The organism is Streptomyces sp. KM273126 (assembly GCF_004337435.2).
Taxonomy (GTDB): Bacteria; Actinomycetota; Actinomycetes; order Streptomycetales; family Streptomycetaceae; genus Streptomyces; species Streptomyces acidicola.
The window spans coordinates 5,732,005-5,754,722 of sequence record NZ_SJXB02000001.1; the positions used below are offsets into that span (position 1 = coordinate 5,732,005).

17 protein-coding genes and 3 pseudogenes are annotated in these 22,718 nt (G+C 71.5%); 16 read left to right on the top strand and 4 right to left on the bottom strand.

Going from position 1 to position 22,718, the window contains the following annotated elements:
* Positions 1–137: 137 nt before the first annotated feature.
* Positions 138–527: a hypothetical protein gene (locus E0500_RS44110; RefSeq protein ID WP_258572919.1), complete on the bottom strand. Its 390-nt coding sequence runs from the start codon at positions 525–527 to the stop codon at positions 138–140.
* A gap of 434 nt (positions 528–961) precedes the next feature.
* On the opposite strand from E0500_RS44110, the pseudogene E0500_RS44115 reads away from it, so the two are divergent.
* Positions 962–1,493: pseudogene (locus tag E0500_RS44115) on the top strand (penicillin acylase family protein); the annotation flags it as partial.
* 27 nt (positions 1,494–1,520) lie between these two features.
* Entirely contained in the window at positions 1,521–1,739 is a 219-nt protein-coding gene (locus E0500_RS24450; protein ID WP_131564763.1) for a hypothetical protein, read from the top strand.
* A 345-nt stretch (positions 1,740–2,084) separates the two neighbouring features.
* Here the strand turns inward: E0500_RS24450 and E0500_RS44120 are convergent.
* Positions 2,085–2,513 (bottom strand): annotated as a pseudogene (locus E0500_RS44120) (SMI1/KNR4 family protein); the annotation flags it as partial.
* A 312-nt stretch (positions 2,514–2,825) separates the two neighbouring features.
* Between E0500_RS44120 and E0500_RS45040 the strand changes: the two are divergent.
* A complete protein-coding gene (locus tag E0500_RS45040; RefSeq protein ID WP_131564761.1) occupies positions 2,826–3,077 on the top strand; it encodes a 4-oxalocrotonate tautomerase family protein in 252 nt (83 codons plus the stop codon).
* 832 nt (positions 3,078–3,909) lie between these two features.
* Entirely contained in the window at positions 3,910–6,933 is a 3,024-nt protein-coding gene (locus tag E0500_RS24460) for a BTAD domain-containing putative transcriptional regulator (RefSeq protein WP_131564759.1), read from the top strand.
* Between the two features lie 118 nt (positions 6,934–7,051).
* Here the strand turns inward: E0500_RS24460 and E0500_RS24465 are convergent, their stop codons facing one another.
* Entirely contained in the window at positions 7,052–7,513 is a 462-nt protein-coding gene (locus E0500_RS24465; RefSeq protein WP_181587117.1) for a hypothetical protein, read from the bottom strand.
* Between the two features lie 208 nt (positions 7,514–7,721).
* Positions 7,722–8,918 (bottom strand): hypothetical protein, encoded by a 1,197-nt coding sequence (locus E0500_RS24470; protein ID WP_131564755.1) that lies wholly within the window; start codon positions 8,916–8,918, stop codon positions 7,722–7,724.
* A 406-nt stretch (positions 8,919–9,324) separates the two neighbouring features.
* On the opposite strand from E0500_RS24470, the gene E0500_RS43135 reads away from it, so the two are divergent.
* The 12 genes and pseudogenes from E0500_RS43135 to E0500_RS24530 all read left to right on the top strand — a co-directional run bounded on the left by E0500_RS43135 (position 9,325) and on the right by E0500_RS24530 (position 22,700).
* Positions 9,325–9,585, top strand: coding sequence for a hypothetical protein (locus tag E0500_RS43135; protein ID WP_220140596.1), 261 nt, complete (start codon positions 9,325–9,327; stop codon positions 9,583–9,585).
* Between the two features lie 110 nt (positions 9,586–9,695).
* Entirely contained in the window at positions 9,696–10,277 is a 582-nt protein-coding gene (epsC, locus tag E0500_RS24480; protein WP_131564790.1) for a serine O-acetyltransferase EpsC, read from the top strand.
* Positions 10,278–10,330: 53 nt separating this feature from the next.
* Positions 10,331–11,308, top strand: coding sequence for a PLP-dependent cysteine synthase family protein (locus E0500_RS24485; protein ID WP_131564751.1), 978 nt, complete (start codon positions 10,331–10,333; stop codon positions 11,306–11,308).
* A complete protein-coding gene (locus E0500_RS24490) occupies positions 11,305–11,772 on the top strand; it encodes a cupin domain-containing protein (protein WP_131564749.1) in 468 nt (155 codons plus the stop codon). Before E0500_RS24485 ends, E0500_RS24490 begins: the two co-directional genes overlap by 4 nt.
* Before the next feature lie 102 nt (positions 11,773–11,874).
* Complete coding sequence (locus E0500_RS24495; protein WP_131564747.1) at positions 11,875–12,846, top strand: DMT family transporter; 972 nt, start codon at positions 11,875–11,877, stop codon at positions 12,844–12,846.
* Between the two features lie 562 nt (positions 12,847–13,408).
* On the top strand, positions 13,409–14,224 hold the full coding sequence (locus tag E0500_RS24500; protein WP_131564745.1) for a cupin domain-containing protein: 816 nt from the start codon (positions 13,409–13,411) through the stop codon (positions 14,222–14,224).
* A 7-nt stretch (positions 14,225–14,231) separates the two neighbouring features.
* Positions 14,232–16,094: an asparagine synthase (glutamine-hydrolyzing) gene (gene asnB, locus E0500_RS24505; RefSeq protein WP_131564743.1), complete on the top strand. Its 1,863-nt coding sequence runs from the start codon at positions 14,232–14,234 to the stop codon at positions 16,092–16,094.
* Positions 16,091–17,125, top strand: a complete 1,035-nt coding sequence (locus tag E0500_RS24510; RefSeq protein ID WP_131564741.1) for a PrpF domain-containing protein — start codon at positions 16,091–16,093, stop codon at positions 17,123–17,125. Before asnB ends, E0500_RS24510 begins: the two co-directional genes overlap by 4 nt.
* A complete protein-coding gene (locus tag E0500_RS24515) occupies positions 17,104–18,279 on the top strand; it encodes an acyl-CoA dehydrogenase family protein (protein ID WP_131564739.1) in 1,176 nt (391 codons plus the stop codon). Before E0500_RS24510 ends, E0500_RS24515 begins: the two co-directional genes overlap by 22 nt.
* Complete coding sequence (locus tag E0500_RS24520; RefSeq protein ID WP_131564738.1) at positions 18,267–19,667, top strand: dihydroorotase family protein; 1,401 nt, start codon at positions 18,267–18,269, stop codon at positions 19,665–19,667. The genes E0500_RS24515 and E0500_RS24520 overlap by 13 nt, the downstream gene beginning before the upstream one ends.
* Positions 19,664–20,191, top strand: coding sequence for a flavin reductase family protein (locus E0500_RS24525; RefSeq protein ID WP_258572921.1), 528 nt, complete (start codon positions 19,664–19,666; stop codon positions 20,189–20,191). Before E0500_RS24520 ends, E0500_RS24525 begins: the two co-directional genes overlap by 4 nt.
* Before the next feature lie 491 nt (positions 20,192–20,682).
* A pseudogene (locus E0500_RS24530) lies at positions 20,683–22,700 on the top strand (ATP-binding protein).
* Positions 22,701–22,718 lie beyond the last annotated feature (18 nt).

The window sequence follows — 22,718 nt, forward strand, 5'->3', positions numbered from 1 at the left end:
TTCGGAAGCGCCGAGTGAGCTCTCCGAGCTTTCCGCCGCCGCGACCGAATACCGAGAAGCGTGCGCGAACTCTTCATGACTTCCCCACGTGACTCATCGCAACTCCGAGTCATTACACGCGAGTTGGGGAATGCAGGTCAACGGTCGGCATGGTCCTGCGGGAGATCGGCGGACCCTCGGGGGTCCGGGGCCTTCCAGCGGCTCAACGGTGTCAGCGCCACCAAGCGCTGTGGGCGTGGTTCCCCTCTCCTGACGCTCGGCGGCGAGAGGGCAGGACACTCGCGTGCCCGGAGGACTTCGGGTGCGCCGCAGGCCACGATCTCGCACTCGTGCAGGGCGGGGAGGCAGGCCGCCGACGGGCGGCGCCGTAGGCCGAGGACGCCCAACTGGTGGCGGATGCACAGGTGGTTGGTCGCGTCCAGGAGCAGACCCAGGGTGTCGGTCATGATGTGCCGTTTGGGGCCCGGCACCTTCTTCCCGCCGTCGTAGCCGCGTGAGGCGGCCAGCGCCGTCGCGGCGGCCCGCACCGACCGTGCGTCGATGGTCCCCGCCGTGGGCTCGGCCTCGCGGCCTCGTGCTCACGGACCTTCCCGCACAGCCGGTCGTGGAACTCGGCGATCAGCCCATGCTCGCGCCGGCGCCGGAAGAAGGCGTAAGCCCGGCCCAAGCCAGGGAAGTCCGCAGGCGGCGCCCCGCCACGAGATCCCGCCCGCGACCAGGTAACGGATCGCGTCCAGCAATTGCCGATGACAGCAGCCCCCGGGGCCGTCCGCTCCGCTCCTGAAGCCACGTCGGCACCGGCAACGACGGCCGCACGGCTGCCCACTCCGTGTCCGTCATATCCGACGGTTACCGGCGCACCGGTCGGGACGATCGGCCGTGTTGCCGTACAGCTGCACGAGACAATCGCACGACACGATAGGCGAGTTGAAGCGGGCGGGCTCGGACGAGTGACAACACCGGCAACAAGCGCGTGGAGACCGCGCGGGGATCGTGCACCTACGCCGAGGCCGCGGCCATACGCGTCATGGATGCCTGGTGGCCACGGCTGGTCGAGGCGGAGTTCCGGCCGGCCCTCGGTGCCGATCTCTGCGAGGTGCTCACCGCCTCGATCCCGATCGACGAGTCCCCGGCCGCGAGTCGAGGTCCGACGGGCGGGCAGCGGCTCCGCGTTCCAGTACGGTTGGTGCGGATACGTCGACAAGGATCTCAGGCAACTGCTCGGTGACCCGGTGGCGTCCCCGACCTCCGACACCTACTGCGGGTACGGCGAGTTGACCGCCTGCCGTGACCTCCTCCTCACCACCCTCAAGAGCGCGGCGGCCGCCCCGGCGGCCGAGGTCTACTCGGGCGACGACAACTGCGCGGCCGGGAACCAGTGGCGTGCGGACGCGATCATCCACCGGGCGCTCGGCGGTATCACCCACGGGTCGGTCAGCCGGCAGAACAGGCCGATGTATCAGCAGGCGGTGGAATTCCCGTCGCGCCGCTGACGATTCGAACCTTGGGCCGGGGCCGCCGTGGCGGGGCCCCGGCCCACTCCGAGCGGTCGCGCTGTACCGGCGGCCGACTACCCCGCCCACCACCACTTCCTGGTCGAGCACGACGACGCCGGCAACGACGAGACCGCCGACGCGACCTCGCCACGCCCACTCAATCCAGCGGGCTCGGCGAACACGGCCTGGACCGGTCGCAAGTACCTCGCCAACCTGGAGATCCCCAGGCGAAAGCGGAATTAGCGCCGCGACCGGCAACGCTACAATCCCCACGCCCAAGCCGTTGACCAGGACATACACCTGACTTCAGCCTGCCGCAACGGTTCCTTCGGAAACAGGTCGGCTTCGTGCTGCGGTCGGAATCAGCCGGGACAGGTTACTGACCGAGCACCTGACGGCAGCCCTGATGTCGAGGCCCGAGCCGTACGCTACGGGCACGTCGCGTTGTGCCCGGATGCTGCCGAGAGCACAGCTTGACCTGGGACGTCTCGAACTCCACATCCCTCTCCCACCCCCATGTGCAGGGATCCGAACCACATCCGAACCACATCCGAACACCCTCGTCATAGGGGCATTTCGTGAGACGACGGGGCTCCGCCGGGGGCGGGTGGCCAACGTGTGCAGCCGCCCGTTCACGATTGCGTGACGTGGCAGAGAGGCACCGAACTCCGCGGTCGCCGCTTCCAGTAGCGACCGTTCCGCCCCGGCGCCGTCCTCCAGCTCACCGAGGAACCGGCTCGGGTCCAGCACCCGTGGTATCTCCCCGTTCCGGCGGATCTCTTGGTCCGCGTACGTGAATCCGTATTGTTCGGCCCCGTCTCGCGCCACCGAAAGGTGGAACAACGGCTCCCTGCGCCACGTCCTCAGACGGCTCCACACCACCACCGCGCGGGTGCCCGCGCTGGCGGCCGCGGCCGGGGAGACGAACCGCTGCCGGTTGAACGGGGCAGGGTCGCCGTCGAAGGCGAAGCTCCAGCCGGTGCCGGCCAGGCCGACCGCCATGAGAGCCCTGTCGTCGACGGCCGGGCTCGACCCGGCCGCTCCCGACGCATCCGTGGTGGCGGGACGTGTCCCTGCCTCTGCCGCAGGACGGGAAGTGGCCCGTTCCGGAGATCGCTCCCACGTCGACCTCCGAGGGCGGCCTCGACCTGGTGAGCGAGGCCTGACCGACTCCGCGGTCGCGCGCGGATGCTCCTCACACCTGGACGGGAACGGAACGGGAACGGGTTCCGGGACAGTCGAGACGTCCTGGTCCGCGGAGTTGGCGTGTCGAGTCGACCAGTTCCCGGTGACCGGGGCCTCGTTCCCCCGAAAAGTGAGGAGACAGCCGTGCCGGTGGTGACGGTGGACTGGTGGAAAGGCAACGACCGACAGAAACGAGCCGATCTCGTCCATGAGCTGACTTCGACTCTCGTGCGCATCGCGGGGTGCCCCAGGGAGGCTGTGACCGTCCTCGTGCGGGATGTGGAGCAGGACCACTGGGGCCGCGGCGGAACACTCGCCGACGAGCCCGGCGAGGTGCCGGCGGACGGCGTGGAGCCGCCGGAGCGGGCTCGTTCCGTGCTCGCGGAGAGCCGCTGACGCAAACGCAGGCGGACACGGTCGGTGGCCGACGGCACGGTGCTGTCGGCCACCGACCGTGTCCGCGCGAGAAGCCCGTGGTGCGGGCCGGGCCGTGCGGGGGCTTCCCCTCCGGGCGCCCGAGGCCACACCCGGAGGCCCGATCGGGTACGACACGGGGACGGGAACCGCGCCGGGCATCGACCGCGATGCCAGGCGTCGGTGCCGCCGGCGCGCTCCACGGCCTGGGTCGTGGCGTCCGCGTCGGTGACGCTGGCACCGGACGGCCTTCGCCCGGCAGCAGCGCCTTCGCGCCAATCGGGCTCCCCACGGTCATCAGGCAGTCACCCCGTGCCCGAACGGCCAGTGTGTGCGCGAGAGGGCGTGCCTGTTTGCTTTCGCGGAGGGACGGCACGGCCTGTCGGGGCGGGTGAGTGACAACGCAAAGTGACCAGTGCTGCTCCAGCGGCGTCGGGCCCTACGGGGGGACTGGTCCCTGTGCCGGCACCGAACCCGGCCACCGCCGGTGGGCCCTCGCAGACGCCGGACGGGAGGTCGTCCGCGCCCCCGGGTCCTCCGCTCGCCGCACGGGCCGGAACCGGCGCGGGGCACGAGGAACACGTGTCCGATACCTGACGCGCGCCGCCCCGCATCCTATGAAGACCCGCCAAGTCGCGACGGTCAGTGCACATCGTGGGTCAGAATGTGACCGTCGCTGACGGCCGTCCCGTGCCGTGCCCTGCATGAGGTGAAGCACCTGGACGGCCGTAGCCGGTTCCGCCGTGCGGACGTCTCGTGCAGGCGCGCGGTTGCGGGGGCGGCCGCCCCCGGAACCGGAGAGAGGACATGTCCAATGCCTCATGGCGCGCCGATACGCCTTCGGATCCTCGGCTCCGTCGAGTGTTGGGACGGGGACGAGCGTGTGCAACTCGGCGGGCCCGTCAGCGAACGCGTCCTTGTGACCCTGCTTCTTGAGCCACAGCGCGTCCTTCCGGTGCACCGGCTCGTCGAGGCCGTCTGGGACGTGGACGCCCCCGCGACCGCGGCCCACCAGGTGCGCAAGGCTGTCGCCGAGTTGCGTCAGCGCATCCCCGGCGGACGGGACCTGATCGTCACCGACGGGCCCGGTTACCGGGCCGCCGTCGGATCCGAACAGCTCGACCTGCTGCAGTTCACCGAGGCGTTGCGCAGGGCCCGGGAACACGCGGCCGCCGGCCAGTCCGCGGACGCCGCCGCGCTGCTGCGTGAGGCCATCGCTCTGTGGCGAGGACCGGTGCTCTCCGGAAACGGTGGCGCGGTCGTCGAGGCCGCCTCCGCCGCCCTGGAGGAACGGCGCTTCACCGCCGTCGAGCAGCTCTTCGACCTCAGGCTGGAGGCCGGAGAGGCCTCCGAACTGGTCGCCGAGATCCGCGAGGCCATCGGCAGGAGTCCCCTGCGCGAAACCCTGCGCGGTCAGCTCATGCTTGCCCTGTACCGCTCGGGCCGCCAGGCCGAGGCACTCGCCGAGTACGGCACGATCCGCACCGTACTCGACGAGGAACTCGGCATCGAGCCCGGCGACGCCCTGCGCGACCTGCACCAGGCCATCCTGTGCAACGATCCCGCGCTGGCCGTCCCCGCCACGGCCCCGACCGCACCGCCGGTGGTGGCGGACAGCCGCTCCACCCTGCCCTACGACCTGCACGACTTCACCGGCCGTGAGGAGGAACTGAACAAACTCATCGGCTTTGTCGAGGACTCCACCGGCTCCGGACCGCTCATCGTCGCGATCGACGGGATGGGCGGCAGCGGCAAGACCTCCCTCGCCGTCCGTGCCGCGCACCGCCTCGCCGACCGGTATCCCGACGCCCAGCTCCACCTCGACCTGCGCGGCTACACCCCGGGCGAGGAACCGCTCAGCCCGGCCGCCGCCGCCGAGGCGTTGCTGCGGATGCTCGGGGTGCCGGGTGAGCGCATTCCCGACGACTCCGAGGGCCGCATCGCGTTATGGCGCTCCACCATGACCCGGCACCGGATGATCCTCCTCCTCGACAACGTCGTCGACGAGGGACAGGTGAAACCACTGCTCGCCTCACCGACCGGCACGGTCGTCCTGGTCACCAGCCGCGCCCTGCTGGTGGACCTCGACGCGGCGCACTCCGTCTCCCTGGGCACCATGGCACCCCAGGACAGCATCGCCCTGATCGTCAGCGTCATCGGGGAGCGCCGGGCCCAGGCGGAGACGGAGGCCGTCGCCGAACTGGCCGACCTCAGCGGGCACCTGCCGCTCGCCCTGCGCATCGCCGCGGCCCGGCTGCGCAAACGCCCCCGCTGGACCGTGCGTTACCTCGTCGACCGGCTGCGCGACGACACCCACCGTCTCGCGGAACTAAGTGCCGGCGAACGCAGCGTGGAAGTGACACTGCGGCTCTCCTACGAGGGGCTGGACGCCGGATACCGCAAGGCGTTCCGGCTTCTGGGCCAGTACCCGGGCGCCGACCTCGACGTCTACACGGCTGCCGCCCTGCTGGACACGGGGGTGCGGGACTCGGAGGAGGTGCTGGAGTACCTCCTGGACATGCATCTCGTACAGCAGCACGAGCCGGGCCGCTACGCCTTCCACGACCTCGTCCGCAGCTTCGCCCACGTGCTGTCGCGGGCCCGGAGCTCCGGCGGTACCGGTGAGTTCAGCGACGAGGCGGCGGGCGCGGTGTGCCGGCTGCTGGAGTTCTCCCTGGCGGCCTCGGACGCCGCCTGCGACCTGCTCTTCCCGGGCAGGGTACGGATGGCGCGCCCGGAGTCGTCCTTCCGGCCGGAGCTGGCGCCGCTGGCGGGAGCGGAAGCCGCCCGCGACTGGTTCGAACGCGAACAGGACGGCCTGCTCGCGGCGATCACTCTGGCCTTCCGGCGGGGTTTCGACCGCGAGGTCGCCCTGCTCGCGGCGAACGTCGTGTTCCACCTGGACCTGCGGGGCAGGCTCGACGAATTCCTCGAGCTGTGCCGCACCGCTGTCGCCGCGGCCCGCCGACTGGACGAGCCCGTGCTGCTGCGGCTGAGCCTGTCCAACCTGTCGGTGGCCTGCTGGAAACGCGGACGGTTCGAGGACGGCATAGCGGCGGCGGTGGAGGCCCACGGGCTCGCCGTCGACCTCGGCGACCGGCGCGGACAGGCCAAGGACACCGGCGTCCTCGGCCTGCTGCTCGCCACGACGGGCCGTTTCGACGAGGCACTGCCCCGGCTGGAACAGTCGATCGCTCTCAAACGCGAACTCGGCGCCGAGCGAGCCGAGGCGGAGTCGCTGTCGAACATCAGCGGCGTCCACATGGAGCGCGGCGACTTCGACGAGGCGGTGCGGGCCGCGACCCGCTCGGTGGAACTCGCCCGCGAACTCGGCGCGGTGGAGAAGGAACTCGTGGGGCTGAGCGATCTCGCTCAGATCCAGTTGGCGATGGGCGACGTCGAGGCCGCCGCAACGACCCTCGCGCAGGCCCGCGAGCGGGCTCCCGGCGTTCTCCCCCCGGCCGAGCGGGCGCTTCAGCTCATCCTCTCCGCAGACGTCGAGAGCCGGCACGGACGGCGGGAACGGGCGCTCCAGTGGGCGGAGGAGGCCCTCGCCACCAAGGGCCTGGAGGACGCTCCGGTACGGGAGGCCACGGTCTGGAACACCGCCGGGCGTGTCTTCCACCGCAACGGCGACCACCAGCGTGCGCTGAGCCTGCACCGGCAGGCCCATGGCTCGGCGGCACGGCTGGGCCACCGTGTGGAAGAGGCGTACGCCCTGGACGGCATGGCGGCCGCCCTGACCGCGCTGGACGACGTAGAGAGGGCCGCCGAGCAGGGCGCCGCCGCGGAGGCCGCCTTCCTGGCCATGGGGATCCCCGGCCGTTTCCGCCGCTGAGACCGACGGCCTCCGCGCACCGGCACCAACGCCACGTGCCGATGCCCGCCGTGATGGGCGGCGGGCATCGGCAGGAGGGGGGACCGTGGACCGTGAGGGGCCGGTGCGGGGCCCCCGGTCAGACAGCGACGCTGACGTTGTTCGGTCCTTCGTCGTCGTTCGTGTTGGTGGTGATGATGTTGGGTCCTTCGTCGTCGTTCGTGTTGGTGGTGATGATGTTGGGTCCTTCGTCGTCGTTCGTGTTGGTGGTGATGATGTTGGGTCCTTCGTCGTCGTTCGTGTTGGTGGTGATGATGTTGGGTCCTTCGTCGCCGTTCGTGTTGGTGGTGATGATGTTGGGTCCTTCGTCGCCGTACGTGTCGGTGGTGATGACGTTGGGGCCTTCGTCGCCGTACGTCCCGGCCGTGATGACGTTCGGGCCCTCGTCCCAGGCGAGCGTGAGGCTTGAGATGTAGTTCGGGCCCTCGTCCGAGGTGGGAACCGCGTTGGATGTCCCGGTGGCGAGGCCGGCTGCGAGCGCCAGGGTGAGCGCGGCGGAAGCGAGGAAGCCCGTCGTCGTGCCGATGACCTTGCTGCTCATGATGCCTGCCTGCCTTCTGTCGTCGGTCTGCGGTGCTGACAGGAAGAAGGTCGCGCCGAGCGCTCCCGCACTGTTCCGCTTCCGTTACCGGCCGACAGGGAGCGGCGGGGAACGGCTCGGGAACCCGATCGGTGCCTACGCAGACCGCCCGCGGGGACATGCGGTGTCCGTGCGGGCGGTCTGCGTGGGCCCAGGTGCGGGCGAGCTGTCAGAGGGGCTCCGATCGCGGACTCACCTCGGCGTGCAGCAGTCGCTCCGCCGCGGCGACGGTCTGCGCGGCCTCGTGGGCCGACGCCGCGGTCAGCATGACGTAGCCCTCCTGGCCGTGCCCGGCACGCGGTATGTCATCTCCTGAGGCGTACGGGAAGTGCACCCTGTGCACCCCGGGCAGCTCCGACACCGCTTCCAGCCCCCACACCGACAACAGCCGTCCTGCCGGCAGCCTGTAGAAGACCACGGCCGCACAACGGCCGGCCGAGGGCGGCTGCACGGGTTTCCCGGCCAGAGCCTGGACGAGCTCCGCCTCCGCGCAGAAGCCCGTCGCGAGTCCGATCAGCGAGGCCACGGGTTCGTCCGGGTACCGGGCCTGGGAACGCACCACTCGCGGCCCGTTCGCCGTGAGCACGACCACGGTGTAGGCGAAACCGAACTCGTACCCGGCGAGGTCGAGCAACTCCGTCGTGATCGCGCGTGCCTCTGCCTCGTCGCGTTCCCCGAGGGACGCCGGGAACAGACAAGTGCTGCGCGCGGGCCAGGCACCGCTCAGTGCCACGATGCCCACCACCCGGTGCATTCCGTCGACCGTGAGCGAGACGACGCCGAACTCCGGCCCCTGCAGGTACTCCTCCACCAGGTAGGAGTGCTCACCGGGCGTTCCCACCGGACGGAGGACGGAGTCCTGGGAGAGCGGCGCCAGCGGGCGTACGGTGACCGGGGCGCCGATCTCTTCGACGGCGTCGGGCAGTTCCTGCGCGGTGCGGGCCCGGGCGGCCGCCACATACGAGTGCCGGCTGCCGTTGAGCAGGGCACGCATCGCCGTGGGCTCACCCAACAGGCGTGCCGCGTCGGGTGGGTTGGGGCACACCCCCAGCCGGGCTGCGGACTCCGTGACGGCGGGCAGTTCGGCCGCGCCCGCGAAGGCCAGCAGCCGCTCACTGCCGTACTGCCGTACCGACGCCTCGATCGCCCGGGTCACCGCGGCGTCGTCCGTGAAGTCGACGAGGTCCACCGGCACGGGAGGCAGGGTGCCGTCGTGGGGTTGGTGCGCGTCGGCGAGTACCCGTACGTCGAATCCCGCCGCGACGGCCTCGTGTGCCAGACGCGGCGAGGGACAGACCAGCAGCAGCCGCTGCGGAGCGCGGTCCGGAGGAGGGTGCTCTTGGCGGCGCTCGTCTGTCTCGCTCATGGGTGGCTCCTCGTCATTTCGGCGGTGGGTGGGGTACGGCATGCGTCGCGCTGCCGGCTGTCCCACGCGGCCCGGAGTTGGTGATGTGTACCTGCTGTGGATGTCTGCTCGTGCGTCACCGGGTCGCTCCAGAGGATTCGCTCCTGCGGATTCGCTCGCGCGGACCGTGCGTGCGCGCGTCGCACCGGTGCTCACCGGGATCGTCTCGCCGCCCGTTCCCGAATTCCTCCCCGTGCGTTCCCCGCGGTGTACCCGCCCGTTCCCCGTGCTGCGGGAAGGGCGGCGGTCCCGTACCGGTGGCCGGGGAACGGTGGGGGAAGGGAACGGGAACGGGTTCCGCGACGCTCTCTTCGAGACCTGGACCAGGCCGACGGCCGTCAGGCTCCCCTTCCTGGCGGGGACAGGGATGCCAGACCCCTTCCAGGAAGACCCGGAAGACCAGGAAGACCCGGAAAGCCAGGAAGACCAGGAAGACCAGGAAGACCCGGAAAGCCAGGAAGACCAGGAAGACCAGGAAGACCCGGAAAGCCAGGAAGGCCAGGAAGGCCAGGAAGGCCAGGAAGGCCAGGAAGGCCAGGAAGACCGGGAAGAACGCAGCCTTCACCACCGTCGGCACGGCATCGTCCGACGGCCGTCACCTCTCCGCCCGCGACTGGAGCCCCGATGAGCGTCATTTCGAAGGAGTCCGCCTCTGTACTGCCCTTCCGCCCACCCGCCGGGGCCGGTACGCGCTCCGCGACACCGACCGCCACCCCACCGGACGTCACCGGTATCGGTCTGCTGCGCCTGATGCGCGAAGACCTGGACGTCGTCGTCGAGCGGGATCCCTCCGTGCGCGGCCGTCGGGAGGCGGTACTGCACCCCGCGCTCACCGCCCTGTGGACGCACCGGATGGCGCACCGTCTGCACACCGCAGGGCGGCGGCTGCCGGCCCGCCTCCTCGCCCGCTGGGCCCGGCGGGTCACCGCTGTGGAGATCCACCCCGGAGCGGTGCTCGGCCGGCGCGTGTTCATCGACCACGGCGCCGCCGTGGTCATCGGCGAGACATGCACGATCGGTGACGACGTGACGATCTACCACCAGGTGACGCTCGGCGCGGTCGGCTGGTGGAGCGACAACCACAGGCCGGAGGGCGCACGCCGGCACCCGGTGGTGGGCCGCAACGTCATTCTCGGCACCAACGCCACCGTGCTGGGCCCCGTGACCGTCGGCGACGACGCGATCATCGGCGCGCAGGCGCTGGTCAACAAGGACGTACCCGACGGGATGCGGATGCTGGCCGCGACCGCTTCCGGGCGCCCGCCGGGCCGCCCGGCCGCCGACGTCATCGCGAGCATCGCCTCGGCAGGCTCCTGGTAGCCCGCCCTCGACCCGGCATTCCCCCTCCACCGCTCACGACGAGGAATCAAGCCATGCGCACCCTTCCACCGCGTACGACACGACTTCCCCTGGCCCGGCCGGCCGTCGCCGACGGCATCGACGACCTGGTGGGCGCCACTCCGCTGGTCCGGCTGCGACTCGACGGTCTCGCACCGGGCGCCGAGGTACTGGCCAAGCTGGAGGCGGCCAACCCCATGTCCAGCAGCAAGGACCGGGCAGCCCTGTACATGCTCAAGGCGGCCGAGGAACGGGGCGACCTGGTCCCGGGCGGCACGATCGTCGAAGCCACGTCCGGCAACACCGGCATCTCGCTCGCCGCACTGGCCGCCGCCCGCCGCTACCGCTGCGTCATCGTGCTGCCGGACAACGCCACGACCGAACGGGTGCGTCTGCTGGTCGCGCTGGGTGCCGAGGTGGTCCGGACCCCCGCCGACCTGGGGTACCCGGGAGCCATCGAGAAGGCCGAGGAGATCCACGCGGCCACCGAGGGTTCCTGGTTCCCCTGCCAGCACGAGAACCAGGACAACGTCGAGGCGCACTACGCCACCACGGGCCCGGAGATCTCGGCCGCCCTCGACGCGACCGGGCGCCGTGCCGACACCCTCGTGTGCGGGGTGGGCACCGGGGGGACCCTCACGGGCATAGCACGTCATCTGCGGGAGAACGACGCGTCGGTACGGGTCGTCGCGGTCGAGCCGGAGGGATCACCGCTGCTCTCGCGCGGCTACGCCGGCCGCCACCGCATCCCCGGTCTCAACGGGGGCTTCGTCGCCCCGACCACCGACGTCTCACTGATCGACGAGGCGATCGCCGTCACCGACGACGACGCCCTGCGGACGGCCCGCCAACTCGCTGCCGGCCAAGGGCTGTTCGTCGGTGTCTCGGCCGGCGCGGCCGTTCACGCGGCGCGCCTGGTGGCCGCACGCCCCGAGTACCGGGACCGGACCGTCGTCACCGTCCTGCCGGACACGGGCGAGCGCTACCTGAGCATGTGGGACGGCGCGTCATGACGCTGCTGCACTCGACCCTGCGCACGTTCGGCGAGGCCGTCACGGTCCGCATCGGAAAGACGACGACCACGCGGTTCATCGCCCTCGCCGACACTACCGACGGCCGCCTCGGCCTGTTCCACCATCACATGCTCCCGGGCGCCGCCGGTGCGGCCCCGCATTACCACACCCGCATCTCGGAGTCGTTCTACGTCATCTCCGGCGAGGTCACCCTCCACGACGGCACCCGCTGGCGCACGGCCCACGCCGGTGACTTCCTGCACGTGCCCGAAAACGCCGTGCACGGCTTCCGCAACGACAGTGACGCACCCGCGGAGATGCTGATCATCTTCACTCCCGCGGAGAACCGCGAAGAGTACTTCGAGGGCCTGGCCGAGCTTCTGGCCGACGGCAACACCCCGACCCGCGCCGAACTGGTGGCCCTCATGGAGAAGTACGACCAGTTCGAGGTCGACGAGCCCTGACGTCCAGATCCCCGCCGGTTTCCGTCCGATTCCATCCGATTCCGTCCGACCCACCGGCTCCTGCCCCATCCCCTGTTCGACAACTTCCGGGAGTACACCGACATGCATCCCGTCAATTGGGCCCGCTTCGGGCTGCTGGCCGCCCTGTGGGGGTGCAGCTTCGCCTTCATCAAGGTGTCGCTGGACGCCTTCGCCCCCCTCCAACTCGCCTTCGGCCGGCTCCTCGTGGGCGCGCTGGTCGTCGCGCTGATCCTCGCCGTGACCAAGGCCGCACTCCCGGACCGCAAGGCCTGGGGGCACATCGTCGTCGCCTCGGTGTTCGGCAACGTCGTCCCGTTCACCCTCTTCGCCGTCGGCGAGCAGCACACCACCGCCACTGTCGCCGGCGTCATCCAGGGCGCCACACCACTGGTCACCATGGGCATCGCGGCCCTGGCCATCAGTACGGAGAAGCCCACCGCCCGCAAGGTGACGGGTCTCCTCATCGGGTTCGTGGGCCTGGTCGTCGTGGTCGGGCCCTGGCGGACCGAGGGCTTCGGTTCCGTCGGCGGCCAACTGGCCTGTGTCGGAGCTGCGGTGAGCTACGCGATCAGCTTCGTCTATGTGCGCCGCTTCATCGCGCCGTACAAGATCCCCGCCCTGGCCGTGACCGCCGGTCAGCTCACCTCCGCCACGGTCATCACCGGCCTGATCACCACCTTCAGCATCGGCTGGGACCTGCCGGGCGAGCTGACGGCCGGCCCGTTGCTGTCGCTCCTGGTGCTCGGGGGCGCCTCCACGGGTGTCGCCTTCGTCCTGATGAACCGGCTCATCGCGGACGCCGGCCCGACCACCGCCTCCGGCGTCAACTACCTCGTCCCCGTGTTCTCCGTGATCGTCGGCGCGGTCGCCCTGCGCGAAGCCATCACCTGGAACGTGCCGGTGGGCGGCGTGGTCGTCATCGCCGCGCTCGCCCTGGCGGAGGGACGCCTGGCCTGGCCGGCGCGCCGTGCCGCGGCACCGTCCGCGCGGGCGACGCCGGCGCCGTCCGTCCCCGATCCGGCGCCGACCGCGGTCGCCAGGGAGGCCTGCTGAGCGGCCTGCTCCGGGCTCGCTGAGCGGCCCCTTCGAGGCCTGCCGTACGACTCCGTCCGCCTGCCTTCACGGTGCGTCCCGTTTCTCGGGACGCACCGTGCGGCGTTGTGGGGCGGGGCTGAGAACACACCGTGTGTTCTCAGCCCCGCCCCCACAACGCTGTTGCCGTCCCGTCTCCCGAGCGCCCCTTTCGTTCCCACGGCCTCCCAGGGCGCCGGGAGCGATGCGGGACACAACCGGGAACGGCGCGAGCGAGCCTTGCAGTACCACGCAAGAGCACAGCGCCACGGAAAGCCACCGGAAGAGCAGCCACAGGGCGCCCCGGCCACCACGGAACGCGGGTTCACGATCCGCGCGTGGCAGCCGCGTACCTCGGCGCCGGCCTGGCTTTCGAGCGACGGGCCGCACGGTTCGCGCCCACCGCCCCAGGGCGGCCACCTCCCACGGCCGCCAGGACCGTGGCCCGCCGCCTTCCGTCCGCTCCACCCGCTTTTCTCCCCACCCGCACCGGCAGGCCGATGCCATCCACAGCGGCCTGCGAACACAGAAAGCAGCCACCGGCATGCCCCCAACCACCTCAGCCACCGCCCTCGGTGACGCCCGCATCATCACCGCGGCCGAGCTGGAGTTCCGTCCCGTCGCCCACCCCGCCGCCCGCACCACCGTGGCGACCCCCGTCAGCCCGGCCGCGGGCTCCACCCACGTCACCCTCCATGTCGTCCGCATCGCCGGCGGCGAGTCCTTCGTCCCCGACGACAGCGCGGCCGAGGAGAACACCGTCGTCGTCTTCGCCGGCTCCGGCACCGCCGCGGTCGGCGACCTCAGCCGCCACGTCGAGCGTGGCCGCGCCGCCTACGCCCCCACCGGCCGCGCGCTCACCCTCACCGCCGACGACGCCGGCATGACGGCGTACATCTGGCGCACGCCCCTCGCCGGCGCCACCCCCGGCAGCGATCCGGTCCTGCACTCCTCGCTGTGGGACGACACCACCCAGCTGCGCGGCTTCGGCGGCACCGGCCAGATCGAGGCGGCCGAGGCCCGGGCCACCATGAATTTCGTCTTCTGGCCGGGCACCGGCAGCAGCCGCCTGTGCCTGCACTGCGGCATCCAGCAGCCCGGCGAGACCTTCAACGTCCACCTCCACCCCGACAGCGACGAGGCGTTCATCGCCTTCGAAGGCATCGGTCAGATGTACCTGCGTGACCACTGGGTCGACGTCGCGGCCGGAGACGTGCTGTACGCGGCTCCCGGCGTCCTGCACGGCGCGCGCAACCCGCACACCGGCTCCGCCGCCCGCCGCTTCGTGACCTGCGGTGGCCCCAGCCCCTACGACCCCGCGCTCTACTCCGCCGCCGGCTACTCCTCCCAGGTCAGGTGAACGCCCCGTGTGCCGCATCTACGGAACCTTCAACGTCCACTCCGACGAGACCGAACTGCGCGGCGTCGCCGACCTGATGTACCACGGCGGCCCCGACGCCCAGGGCGTCGCGCACCGGCCCGACTGGGCCCTCGGCAACAACCGCCTGTCGATCATGGACCCCGAGGGCGGCGCCCAGCCGTACCACCTCGGTCGCGTCACCGTGGTCTTCAACGGTGAGATCTACAACCACCGGGAACTGCGTGACCGTCTCACCGGACTCGGCTTCCACTTCACCGACCACTGCGACGGCTCCATCCTGCCTGCGCTCTACATCACCTACGGGGAACGGTTCGCCGAGCACCTGGACGGCATGTACTCGATCGCGGTCATGGACCTGCGCGCCACCCCGCGCATGGTGCTGGCCACCGACGACTCGGGCATGAAGCCGCTCTACTACCACTGGGAACGCACCGCCGGCCGGTTCCACTTCGCCTCCGAACTGCCCGCGCTCCTCGGCTTCTCGGGCGTCAGCGCCGAGGAGGACGAGATGGGTCTGGACGCTTACCTCACCTCCAAGACACCGTTCGGCGACCGCACCATGTTCCGCGGCATCCGGGTGCTGCCGCCGGCCGTCACCGCCGTCGTCAGCCACCGGGACGGACTGCGCATCAAGCACCGCCCGATGGCTCACGAGCAGGGCCTGCGCCCCGACCGGGGCCGCACGCTGGACGAGGCGGGCACGCAGCTGCGCGACCTGCTGTCCCGTGAGGTGTCCCGGCTGCTGATCGCGGACGCCCCCGTCGCCGCCGTCACCTCGGGCGGCCTCGACTCCAGCCTCGTCACGGCGCTGGCGGCCGAGGCGTTCCGCACGGGCGGCGGCAGCGGCGCCCTGCACACCTTCAACATCGCCTACACCGGCACCTGGCCCAGCGACGAACGTGCCTACGCCGCCGAGGTCGCCCGCAGCGTCGGCACCCACCACCATCAGGTGGAGATCGACCCCGCCACCTTCCCCGACCTGATGACCGACGTGGTGCGTCACCTGGGGCAGCCCAACGCCGACCCCATCACGCTCTCCACGTTCTCCCTGTTCCGCGCGGTCCGCGACGCCGGCTTCAAGGTCGCCCTCACCGGCGACGCCGCCGACGAACTCTTCGGCGGCTACAGCCGCATGACCCAGGCGGTCGCGGCCCACCACGGATCGGACTGGGCGGACGACTACCTCGACCACCTCGCCGCCGTCCCGCAGGCGTTGCGCGCACGCCTGTACACCGACGAGTACGCGTTCGCCGTGAACGCGACAGGCCCCGCCCTGCCCGCCGACATTCGGCGGACCCTGCGGTACAGCCCCGGCAGCCGCCTCAGGCGCATCACCGCGGTGGAGCAGCGCTATCGCCTGCCCGCCTACCACCTGCGCCGTGTCGACCACCTGTCGATGGCGAGTTCGGTCGAGGTGCGGCTGCCGTTCTGCCAGCCGTCGGTCGTGCGCTTCGCCGCCACCCTCACCGACAGCCACCGGCTCGTACCGGGGCAGGGGGTCAAGCGAGCCCTCTACCGGGCCGCCCAGGGGCTCGTCCCGCGCAGCGTGCTGGAGCGGCCCAAGCAGCCCTTCACCCTCCCGGTCACCGCGATGCTCGCCCCCGGCCAGCGGCTGTGGGCGATGGCCCGCGATGTGCTGGCCACCGAAACGCTGCGTGCCGACGGCCGTATCCGGCCCGAGCAGGTCGAGGCGCTCTTCGACGAACAGGCCGTCAGGCCCAGCGACACCGTCTCCCTCGCCCTGTGGTCCCTGATGTCGCACCAGCTGTGGCGGCAGGAGTTCTTCACGGCCGCCGATGCCCCGATCATCCTCGCCGCACCGGCACCGGTCCTCCAGGCGGCGGCATGACCGTCACCCTCGCCAGGGCGCACGGCACGCCCTGCCCCACCGCGGTCGTGGACGCGCGCACCCTGCCCGAAGCCGAACCCGAACTGCTCGCCCGGCTCACCGAACTGCGGGCGACCCTCGTGGACAACGGGGCCTCAGACGTCCTGAAGAACGCGCTCGTCCAACCCTCCCGGCACCCGTTGTTCGACCTGGACTACCGGTTCGTACAGTCCCTGCCGGACCGCCTCGACAGCTTCGACCTGCGCGGATCGTGCGGGCACTCCATCCTGGCCGCCGTGGAGGCGGCCGCCCGCACCGGTATGATCCAGCCGCTCGTGCCGGGCTGCCGCGTGCGGGTCAACGTCCTCAACAACGGCGACAACGTCGTGTGCGAGACCGAGGAAACCTCCGACGGGGGCACTCGGTTCACCGCCCATTTCCTGTGCTCCCCGCCGCGCCCGGTGCGGGAGCTGCTCATCACGGGTGACGCTGTCACCGGCATTCCGTTCGAGGGACGGATGGTTCCCGTCTCCCTGGTCTCGATGGGCAATCCGTACATCTTCGTGCACGCCGACGAACTCGGCGTCCCCACCGTCGACGAACTCTTCGCCGACGACCTGGTCCTCTTCGACCGGATGACGCGGCTGCGCCGTGCGGTCTGCGAGGCACAGGGCTGGGACACCGGGGGCGCCTTCCCCAAGGTCGCCGCGCTGCTCCCGGACGTCCTGGGCACGCTCGCGGTCCGCGCCATATCCGTGCCGTCCTGGCACCCCACGGTGGCTCTCACCGGCGCGACGTGCCTCGCCGCGGGCGCCGCCATCGAGGGCACGGTGCCCCACCTGCTCTCCGGCCACACGGAACAGTCGCCGAGCGGCATGCTCGCCCTGCGCACCCCGGGCGCCACGATCCGCGTCTCGGCCCGCACGACCGGTGGCCCGCACGACCGGCGGCTCGCCTGGGTCTCCGTAGCGGAGAAACAGGTCGACTACCGCGGCCGCTTCCTGCCCGCCCGAACCTCCCAGGAGTTGTCATGGCTTCCACTGACAGCCTGACCGTGCCCGCCGCGCCGGACTTCACCGCCGCGCTGCTCACCCTGCCGGCCTCCGGGCTCACCGCGCCGGTGCGCGAGCGCCTCGCCGCCTGCGCCCGGGCCGCCGACGCGAGCGGCGAACCGGACCGGGAAGCCGTGGCCCTGCTGCGCGACAGCGGAATGCTCGGCCTGGCCCTGCCCTACGAGTACGGCGGCACGGGCGACGATGCCCAGGGGCTGAACACGGCAGTCGAACAGGTGGCACAGGTCAACGCCTCTGCCGCGATCATGCTCTTCCAGCACTACGCGGTCAGCAGGCGCGTCCTGGAACACGGCAGCCCGGCGCTGTGCCGTCGGCTGCTGCCCCGGCTCGCCCGCGGTGACTGGCTCGCCGCCTCCGCCTGGAGCGAGACGGGCGCCGGCGCGAACAAGAAACGGCTGTCCACCACGGCCCGCCGCACACCCGACGGCGGCTGGGTCCTGGACGGCGCCAAGTCCTTCACCACGAGCGCCGGCCTGGCGGACGTCTACCTGGTGCTGGCGCAGACCGAGGAACCGGCACCGGACAGCGGCACCGACACCGGGTACGGCTCCGCCGGACAGACCTTCTTCCTGGTAACGGCGGACACCCCCGGTCTGGAGCCCGACACGTCGCTGCGGCTGACCGGGATGCGCGGCTCGGCCACCGGCTTCGTCTCCGTCCACGACTGCCGTGTGCCGGACGCGAACCGGCTGGGCCCGGTCGGCACGGCCGCCTCGATCATCGCCGGCGTCCGGGACAGCGGCGCCAGCCTCGGTGCCGTCTCCGTCGGTCTGGCCCAGGCAGCCCTCGACCTCGCCCACGAGCACGCCGAGCGGCGTGGACTGACGGCACAGCAGGCTGTCCGTCACCAACTGGTCGACCTCGCCACCGAGGTCGAGGCCGCCCGTGCGGTCGTGGAGCGCGCGGGACGGCGCAGTGCCGCCGACCCCGGCATGACCACGCTGCACTCCAAGCTCTTCGCCTCCTCGGCCGCCGAGCGCGTCGTCTCCACCGTGGAGCGGATGCTCGGCTCGGCCGGCTACGTCGCCTCGCACGACATCAACCGCTACGACCGCGATGCCCGAGCCGTCGCCCTGATGGGACCGACCAACGACCTCTGCAAGGAACTGGTGAGTCTGCCGTGGAACCGCTGAGTACCCCGAATCCCGCACCCGCCGACCTGATAGTCGAAGGCGGCCGCCTCGTCACCCCCGAAGGCGTCCGGAACGGCACCGTCGTGATCCGTGAAGGCCGCGTGTCGACCCTGCTCGCGGTAGGGGAGCCTCTGCCCGCGGGACCGCGCCTCGACGCCCGCGGCCGCTATGTGCTGCCGGGCCTGATCGACTCCCACGTCCACTTCCGCACCCCCGGCCTGGAGTACAAGGAGACGTGGGAGCACGGCAGCCGTGCCGCCCTCGCCGGGGGAGTGACCACCGTCGTCGACATGCCCAACACCCGTCCGCCGTCCCTGGACGAAGCCGGGATCAGAGCCAAGGCCGACCGGATCGCCGGACGTTCCTGGGCCGACTACCGCTTCCACATCGGTGCCGATCCCGACCACCCCGAACTCCTGGCGGACCTCGACCCGCGGATAGCGACCTCCGCGAAGGTGTTCATGGCGGGCCACCACACCGCGCCGGTCGTCTTCCGTGACGGCGAGCAGTTGCGGCGGGCCTTCGCCGCCGCCGCCCGCGGGGGCGTCCGGCTGGTCCTGCACGCCGAGGACCAGCATGTCTTCGATCTCCTCGACGTGAGCTCGGGCGCCCCGGACTCCTACGGCCAGTACGAGCCGCACCGGCCGCGCTCCGGAGGCATCGTCGCTGTCGCCCATGTGGTCCGCCTGGTGCGCGAGTACGGGACGAAGGCGCACATCCTGCACGTGTCCTCGGCGGAGGAGGCCGACCTGCTCACGGCGGCGGCCGCCGAGGGACTGCCCCTCACCTTCGAAGTGACCGGCCACCACCTGTCGTTCACCCATGACGACACCACGCGACGCGGTCCGCGCACCCGGCTCTCCCCGGCCATCCGCGACGGTCGCGACCAGCGACGCCTCTGGCAGGCCGTACTGCACGGCCAGGCCGTCACCCTCGGCAGCGACCACGCTCCCCACACCGTGGAGGAGAAGAATCGCCCACCCGCCGAAGCGCCCCCCGGACTCCCCGGCGTCCAGGAACTGGCCACGGCCGTCTGGACCGGCCTGCACACACGGGGAGTCGAGCCCGACGAGGCTGCCCTGCATCTGGCCCGGCTCATGGGAGACGGACCCGCCCGCCTCTTCGACCTGCCCGGGAAGGGCCGGCTGGAGCCGGGTGCGGACGCCGACCTGGCGCTGTTGGACCCGTCCGAGCGCTGGCAGTTCTCGGCGCGCGACGTGATATCGCTGTGCGGCTGGTCGGCGTACGAGGGCTGGACCTTCACCGGTCGCTTCACCACCACGGTGAAGGCGGGCCGTGTCTCCTGGGACGTCCGAACCGGGTTCGCCGGCCGTCCGCAGGGCCACTGGCTGCAGGGCGCGGCCCGCTCGCTGGAGGTGGCCCGATGACCGGAACCCTCCTCGCGTCCCAGCCCGCTCCCAGCACGGCGACCGAACCGGCCGAGGCCTTCCGGGCGGCGATGTCCGCCATGGCGGCACCCGTCACCATCGTCACGTGCTACGACGACCGCGGCATGCCACGCGGTCTGACGGCCAGTGCCGTCACTTCCCTGTCGCTGACGCCGCCGCTGTTCCTCGTCTGCATCGACCGGGGTTCGCGCACGCACGATGCGCTGATCGGTTCCGACGCCTTCGCCGTCCACCTCCTCGGCCCGGGCGACGAGTACCTGGTCAGGCGGTTCATGCGACCGGCCGAGCAGCGTTTCGACGACGTCGCGCTGGCGCCGGACGCGCATCCGGCACCCGTTCTGCGGGACGTCACCCTGACCCTCCGGTGCGTGCGGCACGACATCCTGGAGGGAGGGGACCACACGATTCTGGTGGGCCGGGTCACCGGTGTGGACGGCGAATCCGCCCATGGGGGCGGCCTGGTATGGCACCGACGCGGTTTCGCGCACGCGCGACGCCCATGACCCGGCGACCGGCTGCCGCCGTCACTCTGACGGGTGGTTGGCTCCCCGTCGGAGACAGTCCGGTCACCACAAAGGGTGATGTCTCTGAAAGGATCTCCGCGGACACCGGAGTGTCGCAAGCCGCTCCCGCCAGGTGAAATTCCCGATCGTTTTCCGATGGCCGATGGTCGAACTGACCTCGGCCATCGTTGTTTGTTCGCGACCGCCTCTGACCAGCTTCGATCGATTCAATTCCGGATCGGGAACGAATGTCCGAAGGTTTATCGGCCTGTCGTACGAAGTCTCATACCAGGGCGGGAACCTTTGCACGGGACTTTGTCAACTGCGCATCGCACGTGATGCGTTCGCGACTACTGTGTGTCGCCGTCGCGCGAAGCAGGACTGAGTTCTTCGGTTCTCAGGTTCTCTCGACCGGCACGCGATGGCGTGTGCCCGGGTCGCGCAGACGCGGGAGCCCTCCACGCCCCCGACGCACCAGTACAAGGACACCGATGTCTCAGCTCCGCGCACCGACCGCCCGGTCCGACCGCCGTGAGGGCGGCCGGCACGGACGACCGGTCGCCCGCACCGCCCCCTCGCTGCCCGAGACGCCGATACGGTCACAACTGCTGCGTCTGGCGGTCCTGCCGCCCATCGCGGTGGCGCTCAGCGCCGGCGCGGCCGTGCTCTTCACCGTCCGCTCCACCGGAGCACGCCCCAGCCCCGCCTTGTGGGCCGTGCTCGCCGGAGCCGTCGGGGTCACCCTCGCCGGCATCGTGATCGCCGCCGTGGCCGCCGGCCGCGCCGCGAGGTCCGTGAGCGAACGCCTCGGCGCCCTGCGTCGTACCAGCGCCCGCGGTGAGGCCGACCTGCGCACGCTCGTCGAGGCGCTGCGCCGGGGCGAGGACCCGCCCGAGCCGGGGGCGCGCAGCGAACCCGCCGCGGACGCCGACGAGTTCGAGCTGCTCGCCGCGGACCTCGCGCACGCCCACGACGCCGCCGTCACCGCCGTCGTCCAGGCCTCCCGGCTCTCCAGCCAGGCCGACAGCGAACAGAAGGTCGAGGTCTTCGTCAACCTCGCCCGGCGCCTGCAGTCCCTGGTACACCGCGAGATCTCGATCCTCGACGAGCTGGAGAACGAGATCGAGGACCCCGACCTGCTCAAGGGCCTCTTCCACGTCGACCACCTCGCCACCCGCACCCGCCGTCACGCCGAGAACCTCGCCGTGCTCGGCGGCGCCGTCTCCCGCCGTCAGTGGAGCAACCCGGTCCCCATGACCGAGGTGCTGCGCTCGGCCATCGCGGAGGTCGAGCAGTACTCACGGGTCAAGCTGGTGCCGCCCACCGAGGGCACCCTGCGCGGGCACGCGGTCGCCGACGTCATCCATCTGCTGGCCGAACTCGTCGAGAACGCCACGGTGTTCTCCGCCCCCCACACCCAGGTCCTGCTGCGCGCCAACATCGTCACCTCCGGCCTCGCCGTCGAGGTCGAGGACCGCGGGCTCGGTATGCCGGTGACCGAGCAGAACAAGATGAACACCCTGCTCGCCGACCCTGACCAGGTGAACGTCGCGAGCCTCCTCCAGGACGGCCGCATCGGCCTGTTCGTGGTCTCCCAGCTCGCCCGGCGGCACGGCATCCACGTCCGGCTGCAGACCAACATCTACGGCGGTGTCCAGGCCGTGCTCATCGTCCCCCAGGGGCTGCTCGGCACGGAGCCGGGCATCTCCGGTGACGTGCCCCAGCCCGAGCCCCAGCCGACGGTCACCCAGCCCCAGCCCCAGCCGACGGTCACCCAGCCCCAGCCCCAGCCGACCGCCACCCAGCCGCAGCCGAACCGGTCCGCCCCCGCCCCCGGTCCCGCCCCCACCGGTCAGGGCGCCGCTCACGCCGTACCGCGGCAGCAGACGCCGGCCGGCCCGGGCGGTGGCCCGAGCCGACTGCCCGTGCGCGACACCCGCCAGGAGCGGCCCAACCCGGCCGACGCCCTGCCCGGCATCCGCCCCGACGACCGGCGGACCCTCCTGGAGAACGCCACCACGCCCCCGCACCGCGCACCGGCGCGGTCCCCGGCACCACCGGCAAGCCCCAGCTGCCCCGTCGGCGCGCCCAGGAGCACATGGCGCCCCAGCTGCGGGGCGGCCCCGCGCCCACGCCCCGCCAGGACCCCGACCACTACGTCGGCCACGACCCCGGACTGATGGCGGCCTTCCAACGGGGGATCGGCCTCGCGGAGGCCCACCACATGGAGCAGGGGCACATGGACGCCACCGCCATGGAGCCGGGACACACCGACACCGTGTCCCATGCCGATGCGAGCCACATGGACGCCCTGCACACGGACACGGCGTCCACCCTCGGCGTCCTGCGCCTGGACAGCACCCCCATAGCGGTCCCGTCGGCCCCGGACGCGGCCCACCTGAGCGATGCGCGCACGGCGTACCCGCCCCGCGAGGGGCACGGGACGCGGGAGTCCGCGCCTGAACACGACCTCACCGCCCGGCACGACGGGAGCACACCGACCGGATGACCACATCCCTGCCCACCC

What these genes read in the sequence shown, in the direction of transcription:
- E0500_RS24490 (WP_131564749.1), top strand. Translation starts at nt 11,305, where the DNA reads ATGACGCTGCTGCACTCGACCCTGCGCACGTTCGGCGAGGCCGTCACG.
- E0500_RS24460 (WP_131564759.1), top strand. Translation starts at nt 3,910, where the DNA reads ATGCCTCATGGCGCGCCGATACGCCTTCGGATCCTCGGCTCCGTCGAG.
- E0500_RS24495 (WP_131564747.1), top strand. Translation starts at nt 11,875, where the DNA reads ATGCATCCCGTCAATTGGGCCCGCTTCGGGCTGCTGGCCGCCCTGTGG.
- E0500_RS24470 (WP_131564755.1), bottom strand. Translation starts at nt 8,918, where the DNA reads ATGAGCGAGACAGACGAGCGCCGCCAAGAGCACCCTCCTCCGGACCGC.
- E0500_RS24500 (WP_131564745.1), top strand. Translation starts at nt 13,409, where the DNA reads ATGCCCCCAACCACCTCAGCCACCGCCCTCGGTGACGCCCGCATCATC.
- E0500_RS24510 (WP_131564741.1), top strand. Translation starts at nt 16,091, where the DNA reads ATGACCGTCACCCTCGCCAGGGCGCACGGCACGCCCTGCCCCACCGCG.
- E0500_RS24525 (WP_258572921.1), top strand. Translation starts at nt 19,664, where the DNA reads ATGACCGGAACCCTCCTCGCGTCCCAGCCCGCTCCCAGCACGGCGACC.
- E0500_RS24465 (WP_181587117.1), bottom strand. Translation starts at nt 7,513, where the DNA reads ATGAGCAGCAAGGTCATCGGCACGACGACGGGCTTCCTCGCTTCCGCC.
- E0500_RS24485 (WP_131564751.1), top strand. Translation starts at nt 10,331, where the DNA reads ATGCGCACCCTTCCACCGCGTACGACACGACTTCCCCTGGCCCGGCCG.
- E0500_RS24515 (WP_131564739.1), top strand. Translation starts at nt 17,104, where the DNA reads ATGGCTTCCACTGACAGCCTGACCGTGCCCGCCGCGCCGGACTTCACC.
- E0500_RS43135 (WP_220140596.1), top strand. Translation starts at nt 9,325, where the DNA reads ATGCCAGACCCCTTCCAGGAAGACCCGGAAGACCAGGAAGACCCGGAA.